The sequence below is a fragment of the Streptomyces sp. NPDC003077 genome (genome assembly GCF_040611095.1).
GTDB lineage: Bacteria > Actinomycetota > Actinomycetes > Streptomycetales > Streptomycetaceae > Streptomyces.
Genome location: NZ_JBEXNM010000081.1, coordinates 18,105 through 36,284, shown reverse-complemented (window position 1 = coordinate 36,284; position 18,180 = coordinate 18,105). Strand labels below are relative to the sequence as shown.

The following is an 18,180-nucleotide window of genomic DNA, read 5'->3' as shown; positions in this document are numbered from 1 at the left end:
TGTACGGGCCCCGGCCTTTTCCGTGTCTCCGGCTCCGCTCCTACGCGAACCGCCCGCCCGGGAGACCCGGGCGGGCGGTTCGCGTGCGCACAAGGCGCGGAGCCTGAGCCGTCAGTGCGGCCCGGGCCCGTCCGGGCGGGCGTCCGTGCGCTTCGCGGACGGGGCGGGCCCGTGGGCGGACTCGTGGGTGGACTCGTCCACGAGGCGGTGCAGCGTCTCGTCCACCAGCGGCTCCATCACGGCGTCGAACCGGGCGTCGACCTCGGCACGGGCCCGCTCGTTCTCCTCGTCGGCCCGGCGGCGGCGCTCCTTGGCCTCCTCCTCGGCCTTCTCCCGCGCCTCCATCTCCGCGAACACGTCGATGGGCGCCGGCGCCTTGGCCAGGAAGATCCAGGTCAGGTACAGGGCCAGCAGGAACGGCGGGATCTTGAGCGCGACCAGCACCCAGCCCAGGTGCGTGGTGTCCGCCCACCAGTACAGCGGGAAGAGGATCGCGCACTTGGCCAGCAGCACCAGGCCCCACGCCCAGCTCGCCTTGGCGTACGCCTTCTTGCGGCCGGGGTTGCGGGTGCGCCAGGAGAGGTTCTCCTTGAACACCGGGCCGAGGATCAGGCCCATCAGCGGGACGCCGGCCAGCGTCGTGATCACGTACGCCAGGCCGAGGCCCAGGGTGTAGATCATCCCCGGCAGGTAGAAGTCCTTGGCGTTGCCGGTCATCATCGCGAAGACCACGCCGAAGGCCACGCCGAAGACGCCGCCGAAGGCGTGCTTGACGGTGTCCTTGCGGATCAGCCGGACGGCGCCGAGCGCCAGGGAGACCGCCAGCGCGGCGATCGCCGAGACGTGCAGGTCCTTGTTGATCGTGAAGATCGTGACGAACAGCAGGCCGGGCACGACGGTCTCCACCATGCCCCGGACCCCGCCGAACGCCTCGAACAGCGCCGCTTCCGTGACGGCCCGGCTGCCGGCGTCCTGCGCGCCGGAGCCCTGCGCGCCGTCCCGCGACGCGGCCGGCTCCTCGCTCGGGTCCGCCGGGCCGGTCGGCCGACCGGTCCGGTGGGTCGGTCGGTCGTGAGAGGTCACCGGCTACTCCTGTCCGAAGGGTCGCAGTTCGTACTTGGGGTTGAACAGCACCCGGCGGCCGTGGCTCATGGAGATCCGGCCCGATGCGATGAGCTTGCGGCCCGGTTCTATGCCGACGATGGACCGCCGGCCCAGCCAGACCACGTCCAGCGGCGCCGAGCCGTCGAACAGCTCGGCCTCCAGGGCGGGCACACCGGCGCGGGGCCGCAGCGTCACGTGCCGCAGCGTGCCGGTGACCTTGACGATCTGGCGGTCGTCGGTGTCGCAGATGCGGGTGCAGCCCGCCGCCTGCGCGTCCTGCTGGAGCTCGGCGGACTGCAGCTCCTCCTCGGAGGAGGACAGCCTGTCGAGCATCCGCCGGAAACGACCGGCCGGCTTCTCGGAACGCGTCCCAGCACTCATGTCCCCAGCGTACCGTTGCGCGGCCCCCCGGATCACGGCCCCGGTCCGGCCGGGTCGCACCGGCTTTCCGGCGGCCGGGGACCCGCGGAAGCGGCTGCCCTCGGTGGGGACGAGCTCCCGCGGCGGGCCGCCCTCACCCGGACGAGCCCGTCCGCCCGGCCCGTCCCTTACCCGGACGATCCCACCCGACCGGCCCGCCCCTCCCGTCACCGCTCGAACCGGTACCCCATCCCCGGCTCGGTGATGAAGTGGCGCGGGTGCGAGGGGTCGGCCTCCAGTTTGCGGCGGAGCTGGGCCATGTAGACCCGCAGGTAGTTGGTCTCGGTTCCGTACGAGGGGCCCCAGACCTCCTGGAGGAGCTGCTTCTGGCCGACCAGCCGGCCCGTGTTGCGGACCAGCACCTCCAGCAGGTGCCACTCGGTCGGGGTCAGGCGCACGTCCCGGCCGCCGCGGTTGACCTTCTTGGCGGCGAGGTCGACGGTGAACCCGTCCGTCTCCACGATCACGTCCTCCTCGGCCGGGCCGGTGGGCTCGGCGCGGCGGACCGCGGCGCGCAGCCGGGCCAGCAGCTCGTCCATGCCGAACGGCTTGGTGACGTAGTCGTCGGCGCCCGCGTCCAGGGCCTCGACCTTCTCGTCGGAGGTCTGGCGGGCGGAGAGGACGAGGATCGGCACCCTCGTCCAGCCCCGCAGGCCCTTGATCACCTCCACGCCGTCCATGTCGGGCAGGCCCAGGTCCAGGACGACGACGTCGGGGTGGCGGGCGGCGGCGAGCCGGAGGGCGGTGGCCCCGTCGGGGGCGGCGTCCACCTCGTACTTGCGCGCCTTCAGGTTGATCACGAGGGCGCGTACGATCTGCGGCTCGTCATCGACCACAAGCACCCGGTTCACTGGCGTACTCCTCGTGGTGTGCACGGATGGGTTGGTGTCGCGGCCGGGGGCGGCGAGCCGGACGGACGCACGCGCGGGACGCGCCGGACGCGCCCCGGGCCCGCCGGGCTCGTGCCGCGCACCGGGCCGGCGGCGGGGCGGTACGGCCTCACGTCGTCGCCTGGACCGGAAGATCCGGACGGGCCGGCGGCCGGCCCGCCGCCGCCTGGAGGGTGAGCACCATGGTCATGCCGCCGCCCGGCGTGTCCTCGGCCTCCAGCGTGCCGCCCATGGACTCGGCGAACCCGCGGGCGACCGCCAGCCCCAGACCCACCCCGGCGCCGCGCGGGGCGTCGCCGTAGCGCTGGAACGGCTCGAAGATGCGGCTCTTGGCGCTGTCCGGGACGCCGGGGCCGCGATCGACGATCCGCAGCTCGACCCGCTCGCCGAGGGCGCTGGCGGAGACCAGGACGGTCGCGCCCGGGGGGCTGTACTTGACGGCGTTCTCGACCAGGTTCGCCACCGCGCGCTCCAGCAGGCCCGGGTCCACGGCGACGATGGGCAGCGCCTCGGGGATGTCGAGGGTGACGCTGCCCTCGGGGACGCCGCCCAGCGCCATCGGCACCACCTCGTCGAGGTCGATCTCGCGGATGAGCGGGGTGACGGTGCCGGTCTGGAGGCGGGACATGTCCAGCAGGTTGCCGACCAGGTGGTCCAGCCGGTCGGCGCCCGCCTCGATGCCGGCCAGCAGCTCCGCCTCGTCCTCCCGGGACCAGGCCACGTCGTCCGAGCGCAGGGAGGTGACGGACGCCTTGATGCCGGCCAGCGGGGTGCGCAGGTCGTGGCTGACGGCGGCGAGCAGGGCGGTGCGGATGCGGTTGCCCTCGGCGAGCTCGCGGGCCCGCTCGGCCTCGCCCACCAGCCGCTGCCGGTCCAGGACGACGGCGGCCTGGGCGGCGAAGGCGGCGAGCACCCGGCGGTCCTCGGCGGGCAGCACCCGGCCGGTGAGCGCGAGGGCCATGTGGTCACCGACCGGCATGTCCACGTCGGCGTCCTCGGGGCGGGAGAGCGGGCGGCCGTTCTCGGGGCCCACCCGGCCCGCGCAGGTCCACGGGGCGAGGTCGCCGGTGCGCTCCAGCAGGGCGACCGACTCCATGGCGAAGGTCTCCCGGACGCGTTCCAGCAGGGCGTCCAGCGTCGTCTCGCCGCGCAGCACGCTCCCTGCCAGGAAGGAGAGGATCTCCGACTCGGCGCGCAGCCGGGCCGCCTGGTGGGTGCGGCGGGCGGCGAGGTCCACCACGGAGGCCACCGAGACCGCCACCGCGAAGAAGATCACGATGGCGACGAGGTTCCGGGGCTCGGCGACGTCCAGGGTGTGGGTGGGCGGCGTGAAGAAGAAGTTCAGCAGGATCGAACCGACGGCGGCGGAGGCCAGGGCGGGCGCCCGGCCGCCCAGCAGCGCCGCGACGACCGTGAGGAAGAGGAAGAGCAGGACGTCGTTGGCCAGGCCGGGCCCGTTCTCCAGGGCGGCGAGCAGCAGCGTCAGCAGCACCGGACCGGCGACGCCGGCGATCCACCCGGCGATGATCCGCGACCGCCCCAGCCGTCCGCCGCGCGAGACGGGCAGCCCCCGGCCCTTGGCGACCTCGTCGTGCGTGACGATGTGCACGTCCAGGTCGGGGCCCGAGTCGCGGGCCACGGTGGCGCCCACGCCGGGTCCGAACATGTACTGCCAGGTCTTGCGGCGGCTGGAGCCCAGCACGATCTGGGTGGCGTTGACGCCGCGGGCGAACTCCAGCAGGGCGCTGGGCACGTCGTCGCCGATGACGTGGTGGAAGGTGCCGCCCAGGTCCTCGACCAGCGTGCGCTGGACGGTCAGCTCCTTGGGCGAGGCGGAGGTCAGCCCGTCGCTGCGGGCGATGTAGACGGCGAGCACCTCGCTGCCGGAGCCCTTGGCGGCCATGCGGGCGGCGCGGCGGATGAGGGTGCGGCCTTCGGGGCCGCCGGTGAGGCCGACGACGATGCGTTCGCGGGCCTGCCAGGTGGAGCGTATGGAGTGCTCGGCGCGGTACTGCTGGAGGTATTCGTCGACGCGGTCGGCCACCCAGAGCAGCGCCAGCTCGCGCAGCGCGGTCAGGTTGCCCGGTCGGAAGTAGTTGGACAGCGCGGCGTCCACCTTGTCGGGCTGGTAGATGTTCCCGTGCGCCATGCGGCGGCGGAGTGCCTGGGGCGACATGTCGACCAGCTCTATCTGGTCGGCCCGCCGCACGATCTCGTCCGGGACGGTCTCCCGCTGGCGCACGCCGGTTATGGACTCGACCACGTCACCCAGCGACTCCAGGTGCTGGATGTTGACCGTGGAGATCACGTCGATCCCGGCCGCCAGCAGCTCTTCGATGTCCTGCCAGCGCTTGGCGTTGCGGGAGCCGGGGACGTTGGTGTGCGCCAGCTCGTCCACCAGGGCGACCGCGGGCGCGCGCTCCAGGACGGCGTCCACGTCCATCTCGGTGAAGACGGTGCCCCTGTACTCCAGTTCGACCCGCCGGACCTGCTCCAGGCCGTGCAGCATCACCTCGGTACGGGGCCTGCCGTGGTGCTCGACGAACGCCACCACGGCATCGGTGCCCCGCTCCACGCGCCGGTGCGCCTCGGAGAGCATCGAGTACGTCTTGCCGACGCCCGGTGCCGCGCCGAGATAGATCCGTAGCTTGCCGCGTGCCATGGCCCCATTGTCTTACGTGAAGGCCGCCCCCACCGGGCTGGACCTGTTGTGACCCTACAGACCCCACAGGGGGACAAAAGGCGCGTTTGTCGGCTTCCGTGCCGGTCTTGACGCGACTCTGACACGGCGGTGCGGGGAACGGCGCCGGGCTCTGGAACCCTGTGCCGCGGCCCGTCGCCCCTCGGGCGGCGAGGCTGTCCGCCACCGCCGTAAAACGTTCGCCCGCCGCGCGCCCCCGCTGCCACGATGACGGCCATGACCGACATACGGACCGCCCACACCGCCGACCTCGACCCCGCCACCCTCAAGGCCGCCCGGACCCTGCTCGACGAGGTCTTCGAGGGCGACATGTCCGACGAGGACTGGGAGCACGCGCTGGGCGGTGTGCACGTCCTGGTGCGGGAGGGCGGCGAGCTGATCGCGCACGGGTCGGTGGTGCAGCGGCGGCTGCTGCACGGCGGGCGGGCGCTGCGCTGCGGGTACGTCGAGGGCGTCGGGGTCCGCGCGGACCGGCGGGGCCAAGGGCACGGCGCGGCCGTGATGGCGGAGCTGGAGCGGGTCGTCCGGGGCGCGTACGACCTCGGCGCGCTGGGCGCGGCCGACGACGCCGCGGACTTCTACGCGGCCCGGGGCTGGCGGCTGTGGCAGGGCCCGTCCTCGGCCCTCACGCCCACCGGCCTCCGGCGCACGCCCGACGAGGACGGCGCGATCTTCGTCCTGCCGGTGTCCGCGCCGCTGGACCTGTCCGGGGAGCTGACGGCGGACTGGCGGGACGGGGACGTCTGGTAACGGGACGGGGGGCACCCGCCCGGGGAAGCCGACGCACGGAGCAGGCGGACGGGGGGCGCCCGCCCGGGAAGCCGACGCACGGCGGGGACGGGCGGCGCGGTCGTGGCGCCACCCGCCCCCGCCGCCGCGCCTCACCCCTCCCCGCGCGCCAGGTCGCGCAGCGCCACGTTCAGCTTCAGGACGTTCACCCGGGGCTCCCCCATGAAGCCCAGGACCCGGCCGTCCGTGTGGTCGGCGACCAGTTGGCGGACCCGCGCCGGATCGAGGTGGTTCTCCTTCGCCACCCGGCCGGCCTGGAGCTCGGCGTAGGCCGGGGAGATGTCCGGGTCCAGGCCCGAGCCGGAGGAGGTCACCGCGTCCGCCGGGACGCGGGACTCCGGGACGCCGTAGGTCTCCGAGACCCACTTCTTGCGTTCCTTCACGGCGGCCACCAGGTCCTTGTTGCCCGCGCCGAGGTTGGAGGCACCGGAGACCTGGAGGTCGTACTGCGTGTTGACCCCGTTGGTCTTGTTGCTGCCGAGCCCGGCGGACGGGCGGGGCTGGAAGAACCGCAGGTCGGGGATGGGGTTGCCGTCCTTGTCCTGGCCCTTGTCGTACCGCTGGCCCAGCAGCTCGGAGCCGACGACCTTGCCGTGGGAGCTGATCTCGGAGCCGTTCGCCTTGTTGTTGAAGGCGGCCTGCGCGACGCCGGTGACGACCAGCGGGTAGAGGACGCCGCACAGCAGGGTCAGGACGAGCAGGGCGCGCAGTCCGGCGCCGAGGAGCCGGCCGGTGTCGCGTACCGCGTTGTTCATGGTGTTCGGCACTCCTCAGTCAGCTCAGGCCGGGGATCAGGGAGATCAGCAGGTCGATCAGCTTGATGCCGACGAACGGCGCGATCAGCCCGCCCAGCCCGTAGATGCCCAGGTTGCGGCGGAGCAGTTTGTCGGCGCTGACCGGGCGGTAGCGCACGCCCTTCAGGGCCAGCGGCACCAGGGCCACGATGATCAGCGCGTTGAAGATGATCGCGGACAGGATCGCGGAGTTCGGGCTGGACAGCCGCATGATGTTGAGGGTGTCCAGGCCCGGGTAGGCCACCGCGAACATCGCCGGAATGATCGCGAAGTACTTCGCCACATCGTTGGCGATCGAGAACGTGGTCAGCGCGCCGCGCGTGATCAGGAGCTGCTTGCCGATCTCGACGATCTCGATGAGCTTGGTCGGGTTGGAGTCCAGGTCCACCATGTTCCCGGCCTCCTTGGCGGCCGAGGTGCCGGTGTTCATGGCCACGCCGACGTCCGCCTGGGCGAGCGCGGGGGCGTCGTTGGTGCCGTCGCCGGTCATCGCGACGAGCTTGCCGCCCGCCTGCTCCCGCTTGATCAGCGCCATCTTGTCCTCGGGCGTGGCCTCGGCGAGGAAGTCGTCCACGCCCGCCTCGTCGGCGATGGCCTTGGCGGTCAGCGGGTTGTCGCCGGTGATCATGACGGTCTTGATGCCCATCTTGCGCAGCTCGACGAACCGCTCCCGCATCCCCTCCTTGACCACGTCCTTGAGGTGGATGACGCCGAGCACGCGGGCGCCGTCGGTGTCCTCCAGAGCGACCAGCAGCGGTGTGCCGCCGGCCTCGGATATCTCCTCGGCGATCGTGGCGGCGTCCTCGGTGACCGTGCCGCCGCGCTCGCGCACCCAGGCGATCACCGAGCCGGTCGCGCCCTTGCGGACCTTGCGGCCGTCCACGTCCACGCCCGACATCCGGGTCTGCGCCGTGAAGGCCACCCACTCGGCGCCCACCAGCTCGCCCTGGTGCCGCTCGCGGAGCCCGTACTCCTCCTTGGCCAGGACGACGACGGAGCGGCCCTCGGGCGTCTCGTCGGCGAGGGAGGAGAGCTGGGCGGCGTCGGCCACCTCGGCGGCGGTGGTGCCGCGCACGGGGACGAACTCGGCGGCCTGGCGGTTGCCCAGCGTGATGGTGCCGGTCTTGTCCAGCAGCAGCGTGGAGACGTCGCCGGCGGCCTCGACCGCGCGGCCCGACATGGCCAGCACGTTGCGCTGCACCAGCCGGTCCATGCCGGCGATGCCGATGGCCGACAGCAGCGCGCCGATCGTGGTGGGGATCAGGCAGACCAGCAGGGCGAGCAGCACGATCATCGGCTGCTCGGCGCCCGCGTACACGGCGAAGGGCTGGAGGGTGACGACCGCGAGCAGGAAGACCACGGTGAGGGAGGCGAGCAGGATGTTCAGCGCGATCTCGTTCGGCGTCTTCTGACGGGCCGCGCCCTCGACGAGGTTGATCATCCGGTCGACGAAGGTCTCGCCCGGCTTCGTCGTGATCTTGATGACGATGCGGTCGGACAGCACCTTCGTGCCGCCGGTGACGGCCGAGCGGTCGCCGCCGGACTCGCGGATGACGGGCGCCGACTCGCCGGTGATCGCCGACTCGTCCACCGAGGCCACGCCCTCGACCACGTCGCCGTCACCGGGGATGATGTCGCCCGCCTCGCAGACGACCAGGTCCCCCACGCGCAGCTCCGTACCGGGCACGGACTCCTCGGCGGTGCCGTTCAGGCGCCGCGCCACGGTGTCGGTCCGGGCCTTGCGCAGGGTGTCGGCCTGCGCCTTGCCGCGGCCCTCGGCCACCGCCTCCGCCAGGTTGGCGAAGATCACGGTCAGCCACAGCCAGACGGCGATCGCCCAGCCGAACCAGTCCGCGGGCGACGTGAGGGCGAAGATCGTGGTCAGCACCGAGCCGACCTCGACGACGAACATCACCGGCGACTTGATCATCAGTCGCGGATCGAGCTTGCGCAGCGCGTCCGGGAGCGACCTGACCAGCTGTTTGGGGTCGAACAGGCCGGCGCCGACCCGGCCGTCGTCCTGGGAGTGGCCGGTGGGCGCGTCCTGGTGGGGGGCGCGGGTCGGCGTGGCGGTGGACATGGAGCGGTGCTCCTGGTTCTTCGAGGGGTGGTTCGTGGGGTGGTCGGTGGACGGGCGGGTCCCGCGGGCGCCCTCCGTCGCGGGGCGGGCCCCTGGAGCGCCCTCCGGGGCCGGTCGGGTGCCGGCGGTCATGACAGCCCTTCCGCGAGCGGGCCGAGCGCCAGCGCCGGGAAGTAGGTCAGGCCGGTGATGATCACGATGGTGCCCGCGAGCAGGCCCGAGAACAGCGGCTTCTCGGTGCGCAGGGTGCCGGCCGTCTCCGGGATCGGCCGCTGCTCGGCGAGCGAGCCGGCCAGCGCCAGGACGAAGACCATCGGCAGGAAGCGGCCCAGCAGCATGGCGAGCCCGACGGTGGTGTTGTACCAGGGGGTGTTCGCGTTCAGACCGGCGAAGGCCGAGCCGTTGTTGTTGGCGCCCGAGGTGAAGGCGTACAGCACCTCGGAGAAGCCGTGCGCGCCCGCGCCCTGGACCTTGGTGTTGAGCATCGAGCCCAGCGCGTCCGGCAGCGTCATCGAGGCGGCGGTGAAGCCGAGCACGAGGGTGGGCGTGATGAGGATGTAGCAGGCCGCGAGCTTGATCTCGCGGGTGCCGATCTTCTTGCCCAGGTACTCGGGCGTGCGGCCCACCATCAGGCCCGCGATGAACACCGCGATGACGGCCATGACCAGCATCCCGTACAGGCCGGAGCCGACGCCGCCGGGCGCGATCTCGCCCAGCATCATGCCGAGGAGCTGGATGCCGCCGCCGAAGGCCGTGTACGAGGAGTGGAAGGAGTCCACGGCGCCGGTGGAGGTGAGGGTGGTGGCGACCGAGAAGATCGCCGACCCGCCGATGCCGAAGCGGGTCTCCTTGCCCTCCATCGCGCCGCCCGCCGCCTGGAGCGCGGGGCCGCCGTGGGAGAACTCCGTCCACATCATCAGGCCGGTGCACACCAGCCAGATCAGGCCCATCGTGGCCAGGATCGCGTAGCCCTGCCGGAGGTTGCCGACGAGCTTGCCGAACGTCCGGGTCAGCGAGAACGGGATGACGAGGATGAGGAAGACCTCGAAGAGATTGGTGAAGCCGTTGGGGTTCTCGAAGGGGTGCGCGGAGTTGGCGTTGAAGTAGCCGCCGCCGTTGGTGCCCAGCTCCTTGATGACCTCCTGGGACGCCACGGCGCCGCCGTTGGTCTGCTGGGTGCCGCCCATGAACTGGCCGACCTCGTGGATGCCGGCGAAGTTCTGGATCGCGCCGCAGGCGACCAGCACCAGAGCGCCGATCACGGCGATCGGGATCAGGACGCGGACGACGCCGCGCACCAGGTCCGTCCAGAAGTTGCCCAGCTCACCGGTGCGCGAGCGGGCGAACCCGCGGACGAGGGCGATCGCCACGGCCATGCCGGTGGCGGCCGAGACGAAGTTCTGCACCGCCAGGCCGGCCGTCTGCACGACGTGACCCATGGCCTGCTCGCCGCTGTAGGACTGCCAGTTGGTGTTGGCGACGAAGGACGCCGCGGTGTTGAACGCCTGGTCCGGGCTGATCGAGGCGAAGCCGAGGGAGAGCGGCAGCCCGCCCTGAAGGCGCTGGATCAGGTAGAGGAAGAGCAGGCCCGCCAGCGAGAAGGCGAGGACGCCGCGCAGGTAGGCGGGCCAGCGCATGGCCGCGTCGGGGTTGGCGCCGATGCAGCGGTAGATCACTTTCTCGACGCGCAGATGCTTCGGGGAGCTGTACGTGGCGGCCATGTGGTCGCCGAGGGGGCGGTACACCAGCGCCAGCGCTCCGATCAGCGCCAGCAGCTGGAGCACCCCTGCCAGGATGGGGCTCATGTCGGTGCTCAGAACCTCTCGGGGAAGATGAGGGCGAGGACCAGATAGCCCAAGAGGGCGACGGCCACGATGAGCCCGACGACGTTTTCGAGGGTCACAGCTTCGCCACCCCCTTGGCGACGAGAGCCACCAGCGCGAAAACCGCGATCGTGACGACGACGAAGGCCACGTCGGCCATCGTGTGCTCCTAGAGGCATGTGGTGGAACGGACCTCTAGAGGAAACCGCCGCGCCGACCGCGTGGGACCGTTCGTTGACGTCTCCCTTACGGCCTTAGGCGCCTCTTTGACGGTTTCCGTACGCCTTGCGTGACCTGTTTCCCCCCGCTTCCGCTTCCGCTTGCGCCCCCGGGTTTGGTAAGGGCCCCTTCCGCATGGCTCGGCACCACCCGTCACACCGCCGCGACCTGCGAAAACGCCGATGGGCCGCACTCCGGTGAGGGAGTGCGGCCCATCGGGACCGTCGGTGGTGGCGCTTCCGGGACGCGGGAGGGGGTTGGGACCGGGGCGCCCTGACGGGTCGGCGAACGCGGGGTCCGCCGTGCCGCGTCTTCGGACGCGGGGATTCCGGCCATGGACGCCGCGGTGCGGGCCGGCCGGCGCCCCGGCGGCCCCGCGCGCCGCGGCGGCTCAGCGGATCTCGGTGATCTCCGGCCCGCGCTCCAGGCGCTCCACGCCGCCGCCGAACCGCGAGTTCTGGCCCGCCTCGGGCTGCGCGCCGTCCGGCACCATCTGCGCGTCCTCCGGCAGCTTCAGGACGATCGGGTCGCGCGGCGCCATCGGCGCCTCGCCCCGCACGATCACGGTGTCCCGGAAGATCTGCTCCAGCAGCCCGGCGGCCTGCGGCTGCACCGCGCCCTGCCCGGAGATGACCCCGCGCAGGAACCACCGCGGGCCGTCCACGCCCACGAACCGCACCACCTGGACGCCGTTCGCGCCGTCCGGCAGCTGCACCGGCACCTGCGCCCGCAGCTCCCAGCCCAGCGGGCCCTCGACCTCGTCGATCACCCCGCCCTGCTGGGTGATGCCGGCCGCGATCTCCTGGCGGACCTCCCCCCAGATGCCCTCGTTGCGCGGGGCGGCGAACGCCTGAAGCTGGATGGCGCTGTCCTGCAGCACCACGGTCGCGGCGACGATCGCGTCACCGGCGACCTCCACCCGCAGCTCCATGCCCTCCACGCCGGGCACGAACAGGCCGCCCAGGTCCACCCGGCCCTCGCCCGGCTCACCGGCGACCTCGGAGAGGTCCCAGGGGCCGTCGGGGCGCGGCGCCGGCGGCAGGTTCAGCGGCGCGTGCTCCTCGTCCTCCCGCGCGTCGGTCTCGTCCGCCACCGCCTCGTCGGCGAGGTCGGCCGGCCGCGCCGACTCGTCAGGAGCGTTCTTCTTGCGACGTCCGAACACGTCAGTGTCCTTCCCGGTCGGCACCGACCGATGTGTTTCGATTCCCACCCGTGGAGCCGTCCACCGCCGCGTGACCGCCGGTGGACCCGAATCCCCCCTCGGCCCGCGCCGAGCCGGGAAGTTCCGCCACCTCGTGGAAGCGCACCTTCTCGACCTGCTGGACGACCAGTTGCGCGATCCGGTCGAACCTCTCGAACCGCACGCTCTCGCGGGGGTCCAGATTGACCACGATCACCTTGATCTCCCCACGGTACCCGGCATCCACCGTCCCGGGGGCGTTCACGAGGGCCACTCCGCAGCGGGCGGCCAGGCCGGAGCGCGGGTGCACGAACGCGGCGTACCCGTCGGGCAGCGCGATCGCCACGCCCGTCGGCAGCACCGTCCGCTCACCGGGACCCAGCTCCGCCGCCTCGGTGGTGACCAGGTCCACGCCCGCGTCGCCCGGGTGCCCGTACGCGGGCACGGGCACCTCCGGGTCCAGACGCCGGAGCAGCACGTCCACCGGATTCCGTACCTCGCTCACGGGTTCACCTCAAAAGCACGAGCACGCCGGACCTGGTCCGGGTCGGCCATCGCGGCCTGGATGTCGGCCGGGCGGCCGTTGTCGATGAAGTGGTCCACCTTGACCTCGACGAACAGGGCGTCGGCGCGCACCGCGACCGGCCCGTCCGGGCCACCCGTGCGCCCCACCGCCGTGGAGTAGATCTTGCGGCCGTGCACGGCCGTGACCTCCGCCTCCAGGTACAGCGTGGTACCCACCGGGACCGGCCGCACGAAGTCCGTCTCCAGCCGCCCGGTCACCGCGATCACCCGCAGCAGCCAGCTCAGCGAGCCCAGCGTCTCGTCCAGCGCCGCGGCCAGCACGCCGCCGTGCGCCAGGCCCGGAGCGCCCTGGTGGGCCTCCTTGACCGTGAACTCCGCCGTCACCCGCACGCCCTCGCCCGCGCGCGCCTGGAGGTGCAGCCCGTGCCGCTGGCCGGTGCCGCATCCGAAACACCGGTCGTAGTGCGCGCCGAGGAGCTCCCCGGGCGCGGGGGCGTCCGGGTGCCGCACCGGGGCGACGGCTCCCGGGGGCGGCGCCGACCGCGTCAAGGCTTCGTCAGATCCACTCACGAGTGCAGACCCTACCCGCGAGGCCACCGGCGCCACGCGCGCGTGCCAAGCTGGATCCATGCAGTCGTACGAAGAACGTCTCACCGCTCCCCGTTCCTGGTGGGTGATCGCCGCGCTGGTCGGGATCGCCTGCGGCCTGATGCTGCTCCCTCTGGGGACGCTGCCGATGCTCGGCGGTCTGATCAGCGGCGCGGCGCTGGCGGCCGTGGCGGTCAGCTCGTACGGCTCGGTCCGCATCCGGGTGGTCGGGGACGCGCTCGTCGCGGGCGAGGCCAAGATCCCGCTGTCCGCGCTCGGCGAGGCGCGGGCGCTGGACGCGGACGAGGCGCTGGCCTGGCGCCGTCACAAGGCGGACACCCGCGCGTTCATGCTGCTGCGCAGCTACATCGGCACGGCCGTCCGGGTGGAGATCACCGACCCGAACGACCCCACGCCGTACGCCTACCTCTCCACCCGCGACCCGGAGGGCCTGGTGGCGGCCCTGACGGCGGTGCGCGCCTGAGGCGGGGGCCCGGCAGCGGCCGGTGCGCGTCCGTTTCCCCGGTGGCGCACCGGACAGGCGGCGTGGCGGCCCTGACGGGCGTGACGGCCGTGACGGCGGTGCGCGCCTGAGGTGGGGCGTGCGTCCGTTTCCCCAGGGGCGCCCCGTGTACGCGGCGAAAGGCCCCTCGGGCGCGGCTCAGCGGCCCGCACAGGGCACGAACGAGCCTTCGGGGAGGAACGGGCGACGCGGGTGGGGCCGGGCGGCTCAGGCGCCGGGAAGGGGCCTCAGCGCTCGGTACCGGGCGCGGTGCCGCCGCCCGGAGGCAGCTGGGGCTTGTCGTCCCCGGTGAGTTGCTTCTCGCCGTCGTGCGCCGGAAGGGCGTGTGGGGCCGGGTCCGACTCCGGGAGGGCGCTCCAGGGGACCTGTTTGGCGCGCAGGTCCTTGCGGATCTTGTCCGCGAGCCTGCGGGTGTCGCGGCGGTTCATGAACGCGCCGACGGCGGCGCCCACCATGAACGGCGCGAGGTTCGGAAGGTTGCGCAGCGTGCGCTTCATGATCTGCTGGCGCAGTTCGCGCTTCATCTGGCCGCCGAGCGCGACGTTCACCGACGCCGGCTTGGTGACGTCGATGCCCCGCTCGTCCGCCCACGAGCCGAGGTAGGCCATCCCCCGCTGCTGCAGGTTGCCCGGCGGGCGCTGCCCGTAGACCTCGTGCAGCTCGGCGATGAGCTTGATCTCCACCGAGGCGACTCCGGCGATCTCGGCGGCCAGCTCGGCCGGCATCGCCGGCGGGACCGGCAGCATCGCCGCGGCGCCCACGCCGGCACCGACCGCCGCGGTGCCCATCGTGGCTCCGGAGACCAGCTTGTCGGCCAGTTCCTCGGGGGTCAGGCCGGGGAACTGCCCGCGGAGCGTCGCCAGGTCGCGGACCGGGACCCGTGGGGCGAGCTCGATGATCCGGTCGGCGAGCGCGGCGAGCGCCGCCCGTACCCCCGTACCGCTCTTCTTCGTGCCACGGCCGATCGCCGCCGCGAGCGAGGCCGTGCGGCCTCGCTCTCGCGGTGCGTGGGTGTTCCGGTCCGCGGGGTGGGCAGTCGGGCCGGCGGGCACGGGCGCGTCCTGGTCGCGTGATCGTGCGCCTGCCGCCGGGCCGTCGCCGCCCTTGCGACCCTTACGGAACGGGTTCACGCCTGGCATGGCGGTGACCGGTCCTCAGGCCGCGCAGTCGCGGCAGATCGGCTGACCGTTCTTCTCCTCGGCGAGCTGGCTGCGGTGGTGCACGAGGAAGCAGCTCATGCACGTGAACTCGTCCTGCTGCTTGGGCAGCACGCGGACGGCCAGCTCTTCGTTGGAGAGGTCGGCGCCGGGGAGTTCCAGGCCCTCGGCCTGCTCGAACTCGTCGACGTCGACCGCCGAGGCGGACTTGTCGTTCCGCCGCGACTTCAGTTCCTCGATGCTGTCCTCGTTGAGGTCGTCATCGGTCTTGCGTGGAGTGTCGTAATCCGTAGCCATGTCTGCTCTCCCCCTCTGGGTGTCTGTGGTGTCTCCAGCGCACGTAACGCGTGAGAGGCCGGACTTGTGCCCGACCTGAGGCGGAGATTTTGCCTCACATCAAGGTCTGTTACTCAATCGACACCCAACCGCACCACTGAAGAGGTGATCGGTTGGAATGGCGATCTGGACCGTACACGGTCCGAAAGTCGCACCTCGCGCACGCCACCTCGTGTACTTCCCGTGATCAAGGGCCCGGGAAACCCGGACTTCCCCGGCTTTTCACCAGGTGTTTCGATCACAGAGCGTAGATGGCCGGAAATCCCCGGCTGTGAGCGATCACACACGCCCGGGAGGGCGGTCGGACCAGGTGAATTCCGCGCAAAGCGAACTTGGCGAAGGGTGCCGGGTGACCCGCCCCCGCGTCAAGTCGGGGCCCGGGGTGACGGCGCCGGGGCAGGACGGACGGGCCCGGCGCCCTCGGATACGCGAAGGCGCCGGGCCCGTCCGTCCGGCCGGTCCGGGGACGGCGGAGCTCCGCGTACGTCCGGGCGCTCCGGGCACCCCGCCGTACGACGCATCTCCGGCGCCCCCAGGGGGCCTCACAGGGGCAGGACGACCCGCATGTCCAGTCCGCCGCCCTCGCGGGGCTCGGCGGTGATGGTGCCGTCGTGGGCGCGCACCACCGAGCGGACGATGGACAGCCCCAGGCCCACGCCCTTGTCGCTCCCCGTCCGCTCGGTGCGCAGTCGCCGGAACGGCTCGAAGAGGTTCTCCACCTCATACGCCGGGACGACGGGGCCGGTGTTGGAGACCACCAGCACCGCACAACCCGCGCCCGGCTCGGTGGTGACCTCCACCCAGCCGCCCTCCGCGACGTTGTAGCGCACCGCGTTCTGGACGAGGTTGAGGGCTATGCGCTCCAGCAGCACCCCGTTGCCCTGGACGAAGACCTGCTTGCGGGCGCCGCGCAGCTCCACGCCCTTGGCCTGGGCCTCACCCCGGGTCTGCTCCACCGCCTGGGAGGCCACCTCGGCCAGGTCCACCGGCTTCTTGTCCACGATCTTGTTCTCGCTGCGGGCCAGCAGCAACAGCCCCTCCACGAGCTGCTCGCTGCGCTCGTTGGTGGCCAGCAGCGTCTTGCCCAGCTGGGTGACCTCCGGCGAGGCCCCGGGGTCGGCGAGCTGCACCTCCAGCAGCGTGCGGTTGATCGCCAGGGGGGTGCGCAGCTCGTGCGAGGCGTTGGCCACGAACCGCTGCTGGGAGTCGAAGGCCCGATCCAGCCGGTCCAGCATCTCGTCGAAGGTGTCCGCCAGCTCCTTGAGCTCGTCGTCCGGCCCGCCCAGCTCGATACGGCGGTGCAGGTCCGAGCCCGCCACCCGCTGCGCGGTCCGCGTGATCCGCCCCAGCGGCGAGAGCACCCGCCCCGCCATCGCGTACCCGAACGCGAACGCCACCACCGTCAGCCCCACCAACGCCAGCAGCGAACGGTTCAGCAGCAGCCGCAGCGCCTCGGTGCGCTGCACCTGCATGCAGATCTCGACCGCCTCCTGGAGCTTGGGCCCCGAGGTCTGGGAGGGCAGGTCGCAGTCCGGGTTGATGCCCTGGAAGTTACCGCCGACGATCTTGATAGGCAGCGCACTGCCGTCCCGCAGGGCGTCCGCCGCGAGCATGTAGATGATCGCGAGCAGCACCACGCCGGCCATCAGGAACATGCCGCCGTACAGCAGCGTGAGCCGTATCCGGATGGTCGGCCGCAGCCAGGGGAACGGCCGGGGCTGGACGGGCGGCGGGTCCCAGGCCGGCTTGGGCGGGACGGGCGGCGGGGTGGGCGCCGACTTGGAGAACGAGGGGAGGGAAGGCATCGCGGGTCAGATCCGGTAGCCCGAGCCCGGCACCGTGACGATCACCGGGGGCTCGCCCAGCTTGCGGCGCAGCGTCATGACCGTGACGCGGACCACGTTGGTGAACGGGTCGGTGTTCTCGTCCCACGCCTTCTCCAGGAGCTGCTCGGCCGAGACGACCGTGCCCTCGCTGCGCATCAGGACCTCCAGCACGGCGAACTCCTTGGGCGCGAGCTGCACCTCCCGGCCGTCCCGGAACACCTCGCGGCGGTTCGGGTCGAGCTTGATGCCCGCCCGCTCCAGGACGGGCGGCAGCGCGACGGTCGTGCGCCGCCCCAGGGCCCGCACGCGGGCGGTCAGCTCGGTGAAGGCGAACGGCTTGGGGAGGTAGTCGTCCGCGCCGATCTCCAGGCCCTCGACGCGGTCGCTGACGTCCCCGGAGGCGGTGAGCATCAGGACGCGGGTGGGGACGCCGAGCTCGACGACCTTGCGGCAGACGTCGTCACCGTGCACCAGCGGCAGGTCGCGGTCCAGCACGATCACGTCGTAGTCGTTGACCTCGATGCGCTCCAGCGCCGCCGCGCCGTCGTAGACCACGTCGACGGCCATGGCCTCCCGGCGCAGTCCGGTGGCCACCGCATCGGCGAGCAGCTGCTCGTCCTCGACGACGAGTACACGCACGTCGCTAGTCCTTCCTCACGGCCCCGCGGAGGGCAGGGCACCACATACTTCGAGCCTTCCCATCCTGCCCCGAACGGCCGTAAACCGGCGGTAAGAGGGGTTTGGACCCCCGATTGCGGGGATTACCCGTCCCCTTGAGGTTTCTCTGAGGTCGCGTGTGGGGAGGACGAGTGCACACCCGCGATCACGCCCGTCAAGCGGCCTGCCACGTCACGATCCGCTCCGGGGACACGCCGTGATCGTCGCCTCCCCGGCATCGATCCGGGGAAACCCCTAGGGCACACCCCCGTGCCACCGATCCCGACCCACGACGAGGGGGCGCACCATGGACGCGTTCACCGCAGGCATTCTGCAGCGCATACGGAACACCGAAGCCGAACTGGACCGGGCCCGCGCCTCGGGCGACGACTTCCTCGCCGATGTGGAGCAGGCGCAGCTGGAAGACCTTCAGCGCCTGGCCTCCGAGCACGGAGTGGAGGTCACCGCGGCCGGTACGTGATCGCCGGTTCGCCCGACCCGTGAGCGGCGCCCCGTCACCGTGGAGGTGGCGGGGCGCCGTCGTGTGTGGCGGGTGGCCTCGCGCCGG

General features: G+C 72.3%; 17 protein-coding genes and 1 pseudogene. 3 read left to right on the top strand and 15 right to left on the bottom strand.

From position 1 onward, the window contains the following. Positions 1-309: 309 nt before the first annotated feature. From ABZX96_RS33550 to ABZX96_RS33535, 4 genes and pseudogenes are all read right to left on the bottom strand, one after another. Positions 310-1,083 (bottom strand): annotated as a pseudogene (locus ABZX96_RS33550) (DUF3159 domain-containing protein); the annotation flags it as partial. 3 nt (positions 1,084-1,086) lie between these two features. Further along, positions 1,087-1,485: an OB-fold nucleic acid binding domain-containing protein gene (locus ABZX96_RS33545; RefSeq protein ID WP_355551823.1), complete on the bottom strand. Its 399-nt coding sequence runs from the start codon at positions 1,483-1,485 to the stop codon at positions 1,087-1,089. A gap of 206 nt (positions 1,486-1,691) precedes the next feature. Then, on the bottom strand, positions 1,692-2,375 hold the full coding sequence (locus tag ABZX96_RS33540) for a response regulator (RefSeq protein WP_355551820.1): 684 nt from the start codon (positions 2,373-2,375) through the stop codon (positions 1,692-1,694). Between the two features lie 148 nt (positions 2,376-2,523). Then, a complete protein-coding gene (locus ABZX96_RS33535) occupies positions 2,524-5,076 on the bottom strand; it encodes a sensor histidine kinase KdpD (RefSeq protein ID WP_355551817.1) in 2,553 nt (850 codons plus the stop codon). Positions 5,077-5,331: 255 nt separating this feature from the next. Here ABZX96_RS33535 and ABZX96_RS33530 point away from each other — a divergent pair, with 255 nt between their 5' ends. After that, positions 5,332-5,865 carry a GNAT family N-acetyltransferase gene (locus ABZX96_RS33530; protein ID WP_355551814.1) on the top strand — a complete coding sequence of 178 codons (534 nt, stop codon included), beginning with the start codon at positions 5,332-5,334 and terminating at the stop codon, positions 5,863-5,865. A 131-nt stretch (positions 5,866-5,996) separates the two neighbouring features. Here the strand turns inward: ABZX96_RS33530 and kdpC are convergent, their stop codons facing one another. From kdpC to ABZX96_RS33495, 7 genes are all read right to left on the bottom strand, one after another. Then, a complete protein-coding gene (kdpC, locus tag ABZX96_RS33525) occupies positions 5,997-6,659 on the bottom strand; it encodes a potassium-transporting ATPase subunit KdpC (protein WP_355551811.1) in 663 nt (220 codons plus the stop codon). 19 nt (positions 6,660-6,678) lie between these two features. After that, positions 6,679-8,778: a potassium-transporting ATPase subunit KdpB gene (gene kdpB / locus ABZX96_RS33520; RefSeq protein WP_355551828.1), complete on the bottom strand. Its 2,100-nt coding sequence runs from the start codon at positions 8,776-8,778 to the stop codon at positions 6,679-6,681. 128 nt (positions 8,779-8,906) lie between these two features. Further along, entirely contained in the window at positions 8,907-10,583 is a 1,677-nt protein-coding gene (gene kdpA / locus ABZX96_RS33515; protein ID WP_355551808.1) for a potassium-transporting ATPase subunit KdpA, read from the bottom strand. 8 nt (positions 10,584-10,591) lie between these two features. Then, a complete protein-coding gene (gene kdpF / locus ABZX96_RS33510) occupies positions 10,592-10,681 on the bottom strand; it encodes a K(+)-transporting ATPase subunit F (RefSeq protein WP_355551805.1) in 90 nt (29 codons plus the stop codon). 530 nt (positions 10,682-11,211) lie between these two features. Next, positions 11,212-11,982, bottom strand: coding sequence for a DUF3710 domain-containing protein (locus tag ABZX96_RS33505; RefSeq protein WP_355551802.1), 771 nt, complete (start codon positions 11,980-11,982; stop codon positions 11,212-11,214). Position 11,983: 1 nt separating this feature from the next. Then, complete coding sequence (gene dut / locus ABZX96_RS33500) at positions 11,984-12,505, bottom strand: dUTP diphosphatase (protein WP_355551799.1); 522 nt, start codon at positions 12,503-12,505, stop codon at positions 11,984-11,986. Continuing rightward, on the bottom strand, positions 12,502-13,095 hold the full coding sequence (locus ABZX96_RS33495; protein ID WP_355551797.1) for a PaaI family thioesterase: 594 nt from the start codon (positions 13,093-13,095) through the stop codon (positions 12,502-12,504). The genes dut and ABZX96_RS33495 overlap by 4 nt, the downstream gene beginning before the upstream one ends. A gap of 58 nt (positions 13,096-13,153) precedes the next feature. Here ABZX96_RS33495 and ABZX96_RS33490 point away from each other — a divergent pair, with 58 nt between their 5' ends. After that, on the top strand, positions 13,154-13,597 hold the full coding sequence (locus ABZX96_RS33490) for a DUF3093 domain-containing protein (RefSeq protein ID WP_355551794.1): 444 nt from the start codon (positions 13,154-13,156) through the stop codon (positions 13,595-13,597). Between the two features lie 266 nt (positions 13,598-13,863). Here ABZX96_RS33490 and ABZX96_RS33485 read toward each other — a convergent pair whose 3' ends face one another. The 4 genes from ABZX96_RS33485 to ABZX96_RS33470 form a co-directional block, all read right to left on the bottom strand. Further along, on the bottom strand, positions 13,864-14,775 hold the full coding sequence (locus ABZX96_RS33485; RefSeq protein ID WP_355551792.1) for a hypothetical protein: 912 nt from the start codon (positions 14,773-14,775) through the stop codon (positions 13,864-13,866). Positions 14,776-14,790: 15 nt separating this feature from the next. Then, entirely contained in the window at positions 14,791-15,090 is a 300-nt protein-coding gene (locus ABZX96_RS33480; RefSeq protein ID WP_033267328.1) for a DUF4193 domain-containing protein, read from the bottom strand. A 581-nt stretch (positions 15,091-15,671) separates the two neighbouring features. Further along, positions 15,672-16,934 carry a HAMP domain-containing sensor histidine kinase gene (locus ABZX96_RS33475; protein WP_355551788.1) on the bottom strand — a complete coding sequence of 421 codons (1,263 nt, stop codon included), beginning with the start codon at positions 16,932-16,934 and terminating at the stop codon, positions 15,672-15,674. 6 nt (positions 16,935-16,940) lie between these two features. Further along, on the bottom strand, positions 16,941-17,594 hold the full coding sequence (locus ABZX96_RS33470) for a response regulator transcription factor (RefSeq protein ID WP_355551785.1): 654 nt from the start codon (positions 17,592-17,594) through the stop codon (positions 16,941-16,943). A gap of 325 nt (positions 17,595-17,919) precedes the next feature. Here ABZX96_RS33470 and ABZX96_RS33465 point away from each other — a divergent pair, with 325 nt between their 5' ends. Next, complete coding sequence (locus tag ABZX96_RS33465) at positions 17,920-18,093, top strand: hypothetical protein (RefSeq protein WP_355551782.1); 174 nt, start codon at positions 17,920-17,922, stop codon at positions 18,091-18,093. Positions 18,094-18,180: the final 87 nt, after the last annotated feature.

Excerpts from the sequence above, each read along its gene's own strand:
- ABZX96_RS33545 (WP_355551823.1), bottom strand. The coding sequence starts at position 1,485 with ATGAGTGCTGGGACGCGTTCCGAGAAGCCGGCCGGTCGTTTCCGGCGG.
- ABZX96_RS33535 (WP_355551817.1), bottom strand. The coding sequence starts at position 5,076 with ATGGCACGCGGCAAGCTACGGATCTATCTCGGCGCGGCACCGGGCGTC.
- ABZX96_RS33530 (WP_355551814.1), top strand. The coding sequence starts at position 5,332 with ATGACCGACATACGGACCGCCCACACCGCCGACCTCGACCCCGCCACC.
- kdpC (WP_355551811.1), bottom strand. The coding sequence starts at position 6,659 with ATGAACAACGCGGTACGCGACACCGGCCGGCTCCTCGGCGCCGGACTG.
- kdpB (WP_355551828.1), bottom strand. The coding sequence starts at position 8,778 with ATGTCCACCGCCACGCCGACCCGCGCCCCCCACCAGGACGCGCCCACC.
- kdpA (WP_355551808.1), bottom strand. The coding sequence starts at position 10,583 with ATGAGCCCCATCCTGGCAGGGGTGCTCCAGCTGCTGGCGCTGATCGGA.
- ABZX96_RS33490 (WP_355551794.1), top strand. The coding sequence starts at position 13,154 with ATGCAGTCGTACGAAGAACGTCTCACCGCTCCCCGTTCCTGGTGGGTG.
- ABZX96_RS33485 (WP_355551792.1), bottom strand. The coding sequence starts at position 14,775 with ATGCCAGGCGTGAACCCGTTCCGTAAGGGTCGCAAGGGCGGCGACGGC.
- ABZX96_RS33480 (WP_033267328.1), bottom strand. The coding sequence starts at position 15,090 with ATGGCTACGGATTACGACACTCCACGCAAGACCGATGACGACCTCAAC.
- ABZX96_RS33475 (WP_355551788.1), bottom strand. The coding sequence starts at position 16,934 with ATGCCTTCCCTCCCCTCGTTCTCCAAGTCGGCGCCCACCCCGCCGCCC.
- ABZX96_RS33465 (WP_355551782.1), top strand. The coding sequence starts at position 17,920 with ATGGACGCGTTCACCGCAGGCATTCTGCAGCGCATACGGAACACCGAA.